Raw genomic sequence first — 12,224 nt, 5'->3', positions numbered from 1 at the left:
ATCATTCCTTATTCCTCGGGTTGAGAATGTCGCGCAAGGCATCACCGACTAAGTTGATTGCCACGATCAGCACCAGCAACGTGATGCCAGGGAAAACGCTGATCCAGTAATCGCCAGACATCAGGTAGTCGAACCCGTTGGCGATAAGTAATCCCAGCGAAGGTTCGGTGACAGGCAAGCCAATGCCGAGAAATGACAGCGTGGCCTCGAGCATAATCGCGTAGGCAATGCGCATGGTGGCGACGACGATCAGCGGCGGCAGGCAGTTAGGCAAAATATGGCGCAGGAGGATTCGCGGATTCGACAGCGCCATGCTGCGCGCGGCATCCACATAACTGCGGCGACGTTCCAGCAGCGCCGAGCCGCGCACGGTGCGTGCGTAGTACGCCCACTGCGTGACCACCAACGCCAGAATAATTTTATCGACGCCCTGCCCAAGCACGGCGAGCAGGATAAGCGCGATGAGGATCGGCGGAAAGCTCAGCTGAATATCGACGATACGCATAATCAGCGCGTCGGTTTTGCCGCCCGCCCAGGCGCTGATAAGCCCAAGCACCGCGCCAATCGTCAGCGCAATCACCGCACTGGACACACCCACCAGCAGGCTGGTGCGCATGCCGTAAAGCATGGCACTCAGTAAATCGCGCCCCTGATCGTCGGTCCCCAGCCAGTAAATCATGCCGCTCATGCTGGCAGAGCCCGGTTTCAGGCGGCCATCCATAATATCGAGTTGCGATAAATCGTAGGGATTTTGCGGGGAGATCCACGGCGCAAGTACCGAAAGCAAAATGGCGATACCCAAAATAATCAGGCCGCACAGCGAAAATTTATTGCGCATAAGCGCCATCAGCGTGTTGTAAAAGGCCGAGTGCGCCGTCTGCCGCAGGGTATTGCGGGAATGAACCGAATTCGACGGCATCAGTCTTCGCCCCCCAGCCGCACGCGCGGATCGACCAGCACGTAGAGGACATCCACCAGCAGGTTGATCAGGCTGAACATCACCACGGTGATCATCAGGTACGCCAGAATTACCGGGCGATCGAGCACCGCGATGGAATCAATAATCAGCTTGCCCATGCCCGGCCACGCATAAATGGTTTCGGTGACGACGGCAAAGGCAATCAGCGAGCCAAGCTCCAGTCCTATGACGGTAATCAGCGGAATCAGCGTGTTTTTCAGAACATGAACCAGCACGATGCGGCTTTCGGACAAACCTTTCGCGCGGGCAAAACGGATGAAATCCTGTTGCAGGCATTCAAGCACGCCCGCACGTGTCAGGCGGATAATCAGTGAAATTTTGAACAGCGCCAGATTGAACGCGGGAAGGATCAAATGCGCGAGTCCGTCGGCGGTAAAGAGACTGACGGGAACGCCGAAAACGTCCATCGTTTCGCCGCGCCCGGACGCCGGAAGCACACCGAGCTTGACGCTGAACAGCATGATCATCATCAGCCCAATCCAGAACGTGGGCAGGCTGAAGCCGAAAATGGAGAGGGTCATGATGGTTTTCGACAGCCAGCCGTCCGGGCGCAAACCGGCGTAAACGCCCAGCGGAATACCAATCATCAGTGCCAGAACAAACGCCACCAGCGCCAGTTCAAGTGTGGCGGGCATTCGCTGGAAAATCAGGTGCAGCGCGGGCTGGTTGTAGATAAAAGAGTTGCCCATATCGCCGTGCAGGGCATTGACCACGAACAGGCCGTATTGCTCCCACACCGGTTTATCAAGGCCGAAAGACTGGATCACGCCGAGGCGTTCAGCGGGAGTGGCCGTGGTGCTGAGCAGGAGATCGACCGGATTTCCCACCAGATAAACGCCTCCAAAAACCAGCAGCGACATCACGAACAGCGTCAGTAACGTTTGTCCGAAACGCCCCAGCAGGTAACGGCTCATGCCTGCTGTTCGCCATGATGTGCGCCGTAGCGGGAAAGTACACGGCGCAGCAAACTGAAGAAGCCGTATTCATCCACTTTTTGCATCACCAGCGCGTTCGGCGGCGTCGGTAATTTGTTGTAGAAATCAGCATAGGTATAACCGGCTGTGTTGCCGGAAACCGCCACGCCGACGCGCGCTTTCTGGCCGGAGAACAGGCCGGATTGCAGCAGATACGCGATGGTCGTTGCATCGTGAACCGGCCCGCCCTCGCGGCCAAAGCGGGTGAGATCGCTGCGATCAAACGCACTCAGCAGCGCGGCGATGGATTCACCCGGCTTGCCGCCGTCCTGTCTTATCGCATCGATATCATCAGCACCGATCAGCGCCTGAAAAGTCATATCGAGCGGCATCACCACCAGCGGGACGCCGCTAGTGAACACTTTTTCGGCGGCGTGCGGATCGGCATACACGTTGAATTCTGCCCACGGCACGCGATGTCCGAGCGCGGTAAATGCGCAGCTCATGGTGACGATTTGTCTGATGCCGCGGGCAACGTCCGGGTGCATACCCAGCGCCAGTGCGAGATTGGTCATCGGGCCGATAGCGCAAATCGTGATCGGATCGTTATCCTGCGCCGCTTTTCTCAGCGTTCGCACCAGAAAATCAACGGCGTGTTCCGCCTGAGGTTGCAGTTCGCTGTCCGGCACCAGTTCGTTGCTGAAGGCACCGATGTGGGCATATTTGCCGTAAACCTGATCACGCACCAGCGGGCCAGGCGCACCGGCATAAATTGGCGTTGAAGTTTTGCCCGACAGCGCGACGATTTTGCAGGCATTGCGCACGGTATCTTTCAGCGCCACATTTCCGGCGACCACCGTCACGCCCAGCACCTCAAGTTCCGGTGAGGCTAACGCCAGCCACAGAGCGATGGCGTCATCCACGCCGGGATCGGTATCAATAATGATGCGCTGGCTCATAGGGTCAGTTCCCGGCATAACGTGAAAGTAGCTCATAAAACAGCATGAACACCTTTGGGGCGTCCACGCGCGTGACGATATCAACATTCGCTGTCTGTCCGGACTTGCCGTACCAGTCCGCCACGGTTTGTCCCATACATAACTCGCTGTTGTATTCGACAAACACCCGCGCTTTCTCGCTACCAAACAGTTCCGGCGCAAGGACGTAGGCAATCACCAGCGGATCGTGCAAGGGTCCGCCTCGTGAGCCGTAACGGCGAATATCATTGCGATCCCAGAAGGCCATCAGTTCGCCCAATGGTTGGGAAATCCGACCGGAAACATTGATGAATTTCCCCACGTGTTCCGGCGTGAGAATGACCTGATGCGTCGCGTCCAGCGGCAGAACCGTGATATTCAGCTCACTGGAAAAAACCACATGCGCGGCATGAGGATCGGCCAGCATGTTGAATTCGGAGGTCATGGTGCGGTTACCGGCTTCATGGTATGCGCCGCCCATCAGTACCACGCGGGCAATCCCGGCGGCGATCTGCGGTTTCATGCGCAGCGCTGTCGCCAGATTGGTCAGCGGCCCGAGCACACAAAGAGTCACCGGCTGATTATCGCGGATCGCCTGCTCGCAGCTGTTAATCAGAAAATTGACGGCGTGGAGCGTTTCGGGCTGTTTTTGCGGTGCGGGAAAGGCGGTATTGCCGAGGCCGTTTTCGCCATGAAACTGGCCGTGGATCGGTTCGCGAAACATCGGCTGATGGCATCCGGCAAAAACCGGAATATCGGTTCTTTGGCCGAGTTCTGTGATTTGCAGCGCGTTACGCAAGGTATTGGGCAACGGCTGATTACCGCACACGGTGCAGATACCGAGGATATTGAGCTGCGGCGCAACGAACGCGCAGAGCAACGCAATGGCGTCATCAATACCGGGATCGCAATCAATAATAACGGGCAGCGTTTTCACAAGGCACCTACCGAACGTAAAACTTCAGCGATTTCCAGACGCGCGGTGGCGTCGAGCGGAACCTGCGGCGGCAGCGGATCGCCCACGGCAAAACCCTGCAACTGCAATGCCGCTTTGATGCATCCGGCAATCGAATACTTAGCGAAGATTTCATTGATGCGCCACAGGGGACGCTGCAACGCCATCGCCTTTGTCCAGTCGCCTTGCTTCGCCGCTTCGTACAGCGCCAGACTTTGCTTTGGCACGATACAGGCCGGGCCCGCCATCCAGCCGACGCCGCCAATCATCATCACACATACCGGAATGTGCGCCGATGCAGCAAAGACCTGCATCCGCCCCTGTGTACGTTCGATGATCGACAACAGCCTGCCGGTGTTGGTGGAGGCATCTTTAATATAGTTGATGTTTTCAACGTGGCTCAGCCGCTCAATGACCGGCAGGCTGAGATCGGAACGCTGAAACTGCGGATTGGTGTACAGCACGACCGGCAGCGTACCGGCTGCGGTCGCGATGGCACGAAAATAGTCCTCGACGCCCTGATCGGGCACCGGGAAATAGGCTTCAAGAATAGCCAGAATACCGTCGACACCCAGAGCGACATAACGAGCGGTTTGCGCTACGGCGTCCTGAATGGTGGTGGCTGCGACCCCGGCAATCACCGGTACCCGTCCCCGGGCGGCTTCGACTACTGTTTTGACCACCTCGGTGCGCTGTTCTGCACTGAGGTAAGCGAACTCACCTGTACTGCCCAGCGGCGTCAGACCCTGCACACCGCTGTTGATGAGATGCTCGACCAGTGCAGTTAACACCGGTTTGTCTATCTGACCACCGTCGGTGACGGGGGAAACCAGATAGGGAAAAACACCGCTAAAAGAAGTCATAGCTTCTCTCTCTTTGCTTAGAACAACCCTGGTGTTGGTGCTCTATTCCCGCGTGGGTTCGGTATGCACTTCTGTTCATGACGTCCCGCAGGACTTATTTTTCGTGAACAAAGTACGGCAACGTATAACCGTCGGAACGGCCAACGTAGGTATAAGGTGTTTTCATCGCCCAGGTATACGAGAGGAACAGCAGCGGAATCGTGCCTTCGTCCTTCATCGCTATTTCTGTAGCCTGTTGTAATAATTTCTCGCGTTTGCCGTCATCAAGTGTCGAACGCGCTTCGGCCAGCGTTTTATCAAACTCCGGATTCGAATAGCGGCCGCGGTTACCCTGCCCGCCATTCGGCCCGAAGGTTTCGAGCAACGGCCCCAGCACCCCGGAAGCCTCACCGGTTTCAATCGCCGCGCCGCCCATGATCAGGCTGAAATCACGCTTTGACGCCCGTGAGAAATAGACGCTGCCCGGCATGGTCACCACGTCGGTTTTGATTCCCACACGGCTGAACATCTGGCCCAGCGCCTGGGCGATTTTCGAATCATTCGGATAACGGTCATTTGACGCGTGGAACGTCAGGGTAAATCCGTCCGGATAACCCGCCTGCGCCAGCAGCTGCTTCGCTTTGGCTGGATCATAAACCGGTGTGGCGATCGACGGCGTATAGCCGAAGTACCCTTTTGGTACCAGCTGCGAGGCCGGAACGCCCTGCCCGTCCATGATCCGGTCAACAATCGCCTGACGGTTGATCGCCAGCGACATGGCTTCACGCACTTCACGTTTTTTCAGCGGATTACTGCCGTCAGGCCCTTTGGCAAACGGCGAGGCGTCGCGATCCTGATCCGGGTGTAAATAGAGAATGCGGTTACCGGCAACGGATTCCATATGCAGGCTGGCCTGTTTTGCCAGGTCGCGACCATCGGCTGTCGGTACGCTTTCTATCACGTCCACGTCGCCGGAACGGATCGCGGCCACGCGGGCACTTGGGTTTTTAAAAACTCGCAGCGTAACGTTGTCCCACTGCGCTTTGCCGCCCCAATACTGGTCGTTGCGCGCCAGTACGACATTGTCATCCGGTGTCCAGCTGACAAATTTGAATGGCCCGGTGCCGATCACGTCTTTCCCTTCATTGAGGGTTTGCGACGGCACGTTCTCAAGCCGTGCCGGTAAAATGGCAACGCGGCTCAGGTTGTTGAGTAAGAGTGGTGTTGGCGTTTTGGTGACAATTCTCACCGTTAAAGGATTCACTTCGGTGACATCCGCGATGTCATTGACGTACGGCGTGTACGCGCTCGGGCTATTCTTCGAGGCCAGTGGCACGCGTTTGATGCTGGCGATCACGTCTTTTGCCGTGAAATCGCTGCCGTCGTGAAATTTTACACCCGGACGCAGACTGAATTCCCAGGTGGTATCGTTGATGATTTTCCACGATACCGCCAGCGCAGGCGTAATATGTTGTTTTTCGTCCTGATTAACCAGTCCGTCAAAAATGCTGCGCGCCATGGCGCTGTTGGCACCGCCCACGTAAAACTGCGGATCCATTGACGTGGTTGATGCGGCCAGACCGATTTTAAGATCGGCAGCCTGTACAGAAGATGTGTGTAACACAAAAAGTGTGGCCAGTGCTGAGGAGAACACGACTGCCGGAACGGACTTTCTCATGCATTTAACCCTTAATTATTTTAGATTTTCAGGCTATGTGTGTCAGATCGTAAACTGGAGTCTAGGGGGTGGACATCTGAATTGAAAATTGTATTTTGTGTTACATCCATAAACAAATGTTATGGATCATGAGGACATATGACGAAAATTAATCCCCGACAGGTTGAAGCTTTTCACAAGGTGATCCTCACCGGTAGCATTACAGCAGCAGCCAATATGATGAATATCACTCAGCCCGCGGTCAGCAGGCTTATCCGTGACTTTGAATATGCCGTCGATCTGAAGCTGTTTGACCGTGATGGCCGCGGGCTTATCCCGCGTGACGACGCCATTAAGCTGTACCGCGAGGTGGAGCGTTTGTACCTCGGGCTTGAACATATTTCACGCATTGCGGAAGAGATCCGTCATTCCAAAGGCAGTGTGCTGCGGATCGGTACGGTTGCTGCGTTGTCTGCGCTGTGCGTCGAACACATTTTGCCGCCGCTGATTGAAACCATCGACGATATCTCTCTTTTTCTGGATATCGAAAGTACCACGCACATCACTGATGTGGTCACCAGCAATCAGTACGACGTCGGGTTTATTTTCGGCAAGCCAGATGTGAAAGGGCTGGAAGCAGAAATGCTGGCACGGGCGAATGCGGTAGCGGTAATGTCGCCGCGCCATCCGCTGGCCAAAAAGGACGTGGTGACGGCGGCCGACCTCACCCACTACCGCCCTATCATTCCCGGCCGCAAGACGCCGCTGCGTGAGCAACTGGACCATGTGATGAGCCGTCAGGATCTCTATATGAACAATCCTATCGAAACATCGCTGAATAACTGCTGCATCATGGCGGGGAATAATCTTGGGGTCGGCGTTGTGGATTTCATTACAGCACGCAGCCACAAAAGCGATCTGGTGATCAAGCCTTTCACGCCGGACATCAGCATTGCCTATCTCGCCGTTTTCCCGCCGCAGATCCCCAAAAGTCGTCTGGTGGAACAAATCACGTTGGAAATGAAGATGCTGATTGAAGGTTATTTGTAACTTTACCGCGCCATAAACTCACCAACGGGTTCACACCGGCAGTGAAAAATGTGAGAAATCTGTCACAAATCCCTTTTTGTGGCAGAAAAACCGGCACCGTTCGTGCTGTTACATAGACCAAAAACGAATACTTAACTTACTAAACATTTGTTATTTGCATATGTAATAAATAATTACACATTAAAATCAGCAACATACAAACACGACCCTTCCATCCTAATTCTCGCACTATTTCTTTACCGAAATTCAAACTCTCCGTTACACATTCACAACCACGTTGAGAAGTATTACTATTTGCGCGAAATTGTTCTGTCTGGTTCATTTGGTAGCGAAAGGTCATCAGATGTACCCCTTTTCAGCGCAGCTTTCTTTTACCCATCTTTCCTACTATCTATTTCTATAACACATGTGCAGTGAGATAAATCATGCCAACTATTAAGAGTAAATGGACCTGGCTCCTCTGGCTACTGAGCGCGCTGATGGTCGTCATTGGTCTGACGCTGGGCATCGGCGGCGCGTATCTGGCCACGTTGGGAGGAAGCCTTTACTTCCTGCTGATGGGTCTGGCGCTGATCGTGTCAGCCGTTCTGATCTTCAAGGGCAAGCCTTCGGGTGCCTGGCTTTACGCCGTGGCCTTCGTGCTTTCAATTATCTGGGCCGTCTGGGATGCAGGTCTGGCATTCTGGCCGCTCTTCTCCCGCCTGTTCACCTTCGGCGTTCTGGCCTTCCTGACCGCGCTGGCATATCCGCTGCTGAAAACACGCGCGGGGCTGGTCGCCCGTAAAGGCCCAAGCTTCTCGCTGGCAGCCGTGCTGGCCGTTGCGCTGATTGCCGCTTTCGGTAACACCTTCGTGCCGACGCCAATCATCAGCGCCGACAACGATCAGGCACCGGTAAAACCGGTCGCGCCGGGTGCAGAACAGAAAAACTGGGAAAGCTGGGGTAACACCACCGCCGGTGACCGTTTCGCTGCACTGGATCAAATCAATAAAACCAACATCGACAAACTTCAGGTCGCGTGGATTGCCCATACTGGCGATATCCCACAGAGCAACGGCTCCGGCGCTGAAGACCAGAACACACCGCTCCAGGTAGGCGATAAACTGTTCGTTTGTACCGCGTACAGCAAAGTACTGGCGCTGTCGGTCGATGACGGTAAAAAACTGTGGTCCTATGATTCCAACTCCACCGCGCCGAACTGGCAGCGGTGCCGTGGTCTGGGCTATTACGAGAACACCTCCGCCTCTGCTGCGCCAGCCGCACAGCCTGTTGCGGATGCGGCTGCCACGCCTGACGCGTCCACCGCGGTGGCAGAAGCAACGTCCGCCACTCACCCTGGCGTACCACATTCACCGGCTGCAACCGGGGGTACAGTCAGCGCGACCTGTGAACGTCGTCTGTTCCTGCCAACCATCGATGCGCGCCTGATCGCCATCAACGCCGACACCGGCAAGCCTTGCGCTGATTTCGGTGATAACGGCGTGGTTGACCTGAAAGTCGGCATGGGCGAAGTCAAACCGGGCTACTACCAGCAGACGTCTACGCCGCTGGTTGCCGGTAACGTCGTCGTGGTCGGCGGTCGTGTGGCGGATAACTTCTCCACCGGCGAACCTCCGGGCGTGGTACGTGCATTCGACGTCCACACCGGCGCACTGGTCTGGGCATGGGATCCGGGTAATCCGAACATCACCAAACTGCCACCGGAAGGTCAGACTTACACCCGTGGTACACCGAACGTCTGGTCTGCCATGTCGTATGACCCAAAACTGGGTCTGATCTACATGCCTACCGGCAACGCAACGCCGGACTTCTTCGGTGGCACCCGCACCGAGCTGGACGATAAATACAGCTCTTCCATCGTCGCAGTGGACGTGGCAACGGGTAAAGTCCGCTGGACTTTCCAGACTACGCATCACGATCTGTGGGATTTCGACCTGCCGTCACAGCCACTGCTGTACGACCTGCCGAATGACAAAGGTGGCAGCACGCCGGTACTGGTGCAGACCTCCAAACAGGGCATGATCTTCATGCTGAACCGCGAAACCGGTGAGCCGGTCGCGAAAGTTGAAAACCGCGAAGTGCCGCATGGCAATGTTCCTGGTGAACGCTACTCCAAAACGCAGCCTTTCTCCGTCGGGATGCCGAACATCGGCAACCAGACCCTGAAAGAATCTGATATGTGGGGTGCCACACCGATGGACCAGCTGCTTTGCCGCATCGAGTTCAAAGGGATGCGCCATGAAGGTGTGTATACGCCTCCGGGCCTCGATCGTTCCCTGCAATTCCCAGGATCGCTCGGCGGTATGAACTGGGGCAGCGTGTCGGTTGATCCTAACAACGCCCTGATGTTCGTCAACGACATGCGTCTGGGTTTGGCGAACTACATGGTTCCGCGTGCCAAAGTGCCAACTGGCGCAAGCGGTATCGAAATGGGCATGGTGCCAATGGACGGTACGCCGTTCGGCGCAGTGCGTGAGCGTTTCCTGTCTCCGCTGGGCATTCCTTGCCAGAAACCTCCGTTCGGTACGATGTCTGCGGTTAACCTGAAAACCGGCAAAATTGTCTGGCAGGTGCCGGTCGGTACGGTGAAAGACACCGGCCCGCTGGGCATCAAAATGCGTATGCCAATGGAAGTAGGTATGCCAACGCTGGGCGCGAGCCTGTCAACGCAATCCGGCCTGTTGTTCTTCGCCGGTACGCAGGATTTCTATCTGCGCGCGTTCGATACCGCTAACGGTAAAGAGATCTGGAAATCTCGTCTGCCGGTCGGCAGTCAGTCTGGCCCGATGAGCTACGTTTCACCGAAAACCGGTAAACAGTACATTATCATCAGCGCCGGCGGCGCACGTCAGTCTCCTGAGCGTGGCGACTATGTGATCGCCTACGCCCTGCCTGACGAGAAGTAAGTATCTGCTTCAAATAAGTCGTAAAAAAACCGCCCGCTGATGCAAATCGGCGGGCTTTTTTTTGTTCCTCCTCCCACACAGCAGCACACAACAATGATCAACAGGCGCAAAGCGATTACACTACTGCTATAAACGAGTTACGTTGTCCCGCATTTTCCCCGGGAACAACCGAAGGAGCGTATTGAACGATGGTTAATGATGTAATAAACGTTGGCAATTCCCTGTCCGTTTTTGATTTCGACGGCACGCTGACAAAACACGACAGCTTCGTGCCCTTCCTGCGTTTTGCCTTTGGTAAACGCGTCTTCGCGCGTCGTATGGTGCGTTTAGCTTTGCCTACGCTGAAATGCGTTGGCCGTCGGCTGACCCGCGATGAGCTGAAGGAAGTGCTGATCCACACTTTTATGACCGGCGTTGATGCCAAATGGATTGAAGAGAAAGCTGCTGAGTTTTGCGAACGTTACTGGACGCGCCTGATGCGCCCTTCAGGCCTGATCGCCGTCGCCACACAGGTCAACTCAGGTGCAATCGTCACGATCTGCTCAGCCTCCCCGGCGATGGTGCTCAAACCTTTTGCTGAGCGTTTGGGTATCCGGCTTATCGGCACCAATCTGGAAGTAAAAGATGGCGTGTTGACTGGGCGCATCAGCGGCCACAACTGCCGCTGCGGTCAGAAGGTTGAGCGTCTGGAAGCCGAGTACGGCCCGCTTTCCTCCTACCACTTACGCGCATGGGGCGACACCCGTGGCGACTACGAAATGCTGGCTGCCGCACAGGAACCCTACTGGCGTCACTTCCACGGTTCGTGGGCAAAACGAAATCCACCGATCGCGCGGATTAAGCAATTGCAGAGTAAGTGACATGCATTGAATTGATGAGAAGGCGAAATTCATCGCCTTCTCATTGCGGTGCTTTCCCAAAGAGTCTCTCCTTACAGCCCTCAATTATTATTTAAATACCTTTATAATAGTGACAACTCTATTCATAAAGTGGCAGTCAAATGAAGACTGCCCTTTCTTATTTCACATTTTCATAATATTTATAAAACCCTAATATTATCACTCATATTTTTAAATTTCGTGCACTTGTGACGAACATTCAATTTTATATAAAAACAAAATTAAATTATTGAAACGCCTTTTCAATAAGGATACTTTCGTGCCCAGCCCATTTAATCAACCTTTGTTTATAATTATTAAAACGGGTTTATCATGAAAAAATATCTTCTGGTTTTATTATCTCTGGCAGGTTCAAATGCGCATGCCGTCTATATGGATGTGCGTCATGAATATCTTGATGACAGTAAAGCAAATTATGACCGTGTTTATATCTCCAATCGCTTTAGTAACGGCTTCGGGTTTGCTGTCGAAGCGATTTCTAAATCAGGCGGTGATGATACCAATAAAGCCTTTAATGACCTTGAGGTTCAGGGAAATGAATACACGGTCAATTACCAGTTTAACCGTGGCGCAGTGGCCTGGCAGCCAGGATTTGTACTGGAAACCGGGAGCGGTTATTCCACTTATAAACCTTATTTACGCACGACCTGGACGATTAATCAGGCATGGTGGCTGGGCGCCCGTTACCGGTTTGAGTACACCCGCCGCTCTTCGGACTCGCGCAATGATGATACGGTGAATCGTATGGATGTCTGGGCGGGCTATAAATGGAATAGTTTCGACTGGACACTGGAAGGGATCTATAAAAAAGCCGATAAGTATGATCTCTACAACAACAGCAAATATAATTATGAATACAACTTCAGAACCGCTTATCTTATTGGTGCGTGGTCGCCCTTTGTGGAAGTCGGCAATGTTTCAGTGCGAAGCACCACAGATGAGCGTCAGACGCGTTTTCGTGTAGGGTTAGGTTATACGTTTTAAATTTCTTGAAAAGAATTTGTTATGCCTGCTGATAACCGCAAAGGAAATGAGTGCAATCAAT

At 54.3% G+C, this 12,224-nt stretch carries 10 protein-coding genes; 4 read left to right on the top strand and 6 right to left on the bottom strand.

Annotated elements, in window-relative coordinates:
• Window position 1: 1 nt before the first annotated feature.
• The 6 genes from TU92_RS00275 to TU92_RS00250 form a co-directional block, all read right to left on the bottom strand.
• Window positions 2-919 (bottom strand): ABC transporter permease, encoded by a 918-nt coding sequence (locus tag TU92_RS00275; protein WP_112163978.1) that lies wholly within the window; start codon window positions 917-919, stop codon window positions 2-4.
• A complete protein-coding gene (locus TU92_RS00270) occupies window positions 919-1,893 on the bottom strand; it encodes an ABC transporter permease (RefSeq protein WP_112163977.1) in 975 nt (324 codons plus the stop codon). Before TU92_RS00270 ends, TU92_RS00275 begins: the two co-directional genes overlap by 1 nt.
• Window positions 1,890-2,852, bottom strand: a complete 963-nt coding sequence (locus TU92_RS00265; RefSeq protein ID WP_112163976.1) for a nucleoside hydrolase — start codon at window positions 2,850-2,852, stop codon at window positions 1,890-1,892. The genes TU92_RS00270 and TU92_RS00265 overlap by 4 nt, the downstream gene beginning before the upstream one ends.
• 4 nt (window positions 2,853-2,856) lie before the next feature.
• Window positions 2,857-3,807 (bottom strand): nucleoside hydrolase, encoded by a 951-nt coding sequence (locus TU92_RS00260; RefSeq protein ID WP_112163975.1) that lies wholly within the window; start codon window positions 3,805-3,807, stop codon window positions 2,857-2,859.
• On the bottom strand, window positions 3,804-4,688 hold the full coding sequence (locus TU92_RS00255; protein ID WP_112163974.1) for a dihydrodipicolinate synthase family protein: 885 nt from the start codon (window positions 4,686-4,688) through the stop codon (window positions 3,804-3,806). Before TU92_RS00255 ends, TU92_RS00260 begins: the two co-directional genes overlap by 4 nt.
• Before the next feature lie 94 nt (window positions 4,689-4,782).
• The gene (locus TU92_RS00250) at window positions 4,783-6,345 is read right to left on the bottom strand and encodes an ABC transporter substrate-binding protein (RefSeq protein WP_112163973.1); all 1,563 of its coding nucleotides are present in this window, start codon (window positions 6,343-6,345) and stop codon (window positions 4,783-4,785) included.
• Window positions 6,346-6,483: 138 nt separating this feature from the next.
• On the opposite strand from TU92_RS00250, the gene TU92_RS00245 reads away from it, so the two are divergent.
• The 4 genes from TU92_RS00245 to TU92_RS00230 all read left to right on the top strand — a co-directional run bounded on the left by TU92_RS00245 (window position 6,484) and on the right by TU92_RS00230 (window position 12,163).
• Window positions 6,484-7,374, top strand: a complete 891-nt coding sequence (locus tag TU92_RS00245; RefSeq protein ID WP_112163972.1) for a LysR family transcriptional regulator — start codon at window positions 6,484-6,486, stop codon at window positions 7,372-7,374.
• A 425-nt stretch (window positions 7,375-7,799) separates the two neighbouring features.
• Window positions 7,800-10,280: a membrane-bound PQQ-dependent dehydrogenase, glucose/quinate/shikimate family gene (locus TU92_RS00240; RefSeq protein ID WP_112163971.1), complete on the top strand. Its 2,481-nt coding sequence runs from the start codon at window positions 7,800-7,802 to the stop codon at window positions 10,278-10,280.
• 188 nt (window positions 10,281-10,468) lie between these two features.
• On the top strand, window positions 10,469-11,140 hold the full coding sequence (locus tag TU92_RS00235; protein WP_112163970.1) for an HAD family hydrolase: 672 nt from the start codon (window positions 10,469-10,471) through the stop codon (window positions 11,138-11,140).
• 351 nt (window positions 11,141-11,491) lie between these two features.
• Window positions 11,492-12,163: an oligogalacturonate-specific porin KdgM family protein gene (locus TU92_RS00230; RefSeq protein ID WP_112163969.1), complete on the top strand. Its 672-nt coding sequence runs from the start codon at window positions 11,492-11,494 to the stop codon at window positions 12,161-12,163.
• The last annotated feature ends 61 nt before the right edge of the window (window positions 12,164-12,224 follow it).

Origin of the sequence: Rahnella inusitata (genome assembly GCF_003263515.1) — a bacterium.
Taxonomy (GTDB): domain Bacteria; phylum Pseudomonadota; class Gammaproteobacteria; order Enterobacterales; family Enterobacteriaceae; genus Rahnella; species Rahnella inusitata.
Note: the sequence above shows the minus strand (reverse complement) of the source record. Positions and strands in the feature narration are given on the sequence as shown.

What these genes read in the sequence shown, in the direction of transcription:
- TU92_RS00275 (WP_112163978.1), bottom strand. Translation starts at nt 919, where the DNA reads ATGCCGTCGAATTCGGTTCATTCCCGCAATACCCTGCGGCAGACGGCG.
- TU92_RS00270 (WP_112163977.1), bottom strand. Translation starts at nt 1,893, where the DNA reads ATGAGCCGTTACCTGCTGGGGCGTTTCGGACAAACGTTACTGACGCTG.
- TU92_RS00265 (WP_112163976.1), bottom strand. Translation starts at nt 2,852, where the DNA reads ATGAGCCAGCGCATCATTATTGATACCGATCCCGGCGTGGATGACGCC.
- TU92_RS00255 (WP_112163974.1), bottom strand. Translation starts at nt 4,688, where the DNA reads ATGACTTCTTTTAGCGGTGTTTTTCCCTATCTGGTTTCCCCCGTCACC.
- TU92_RS00250 (WP_112163973.1), bottom strand. Translation starts at nt 6,345, where the DNA reads ATGAGAAAGTCCGTTCCGGCAGTCGTGTTCTCCTCAGCACTGGCCACA.
- TU92_RS00245 (WP_112163972.1), top strand. Translation starts at nt 6,484, where the DNA reads ATGACGAAAATTAATCCCCGACAGGTTGAAGCTTTTCACAAGGTGATC.
- TU92_RS00240 (WP_112163971.1), top strand. Translation starts at nt 7,800, where the DNA reads ATGCCAACTATTAAGAGTAAATGGACCTGGCTCCTCTGGCTACTGAGC.
- TU92_RS00235 (WP_112163970.1), top strand. Translation starts at nt 10,469, where the DNA reads ATGGTTAATGATGTAATAAACGTTGGCAATTCCCTGTCCGTTTTTGAT.
- TU92_RS00230 (WP_112163969.1), top strand. Translation starts at nt 11,492, where the DNA reads ATGAAAAAATATCTTCTGGTTTTATTATCTCTGGCAGGTTCAAATGCG.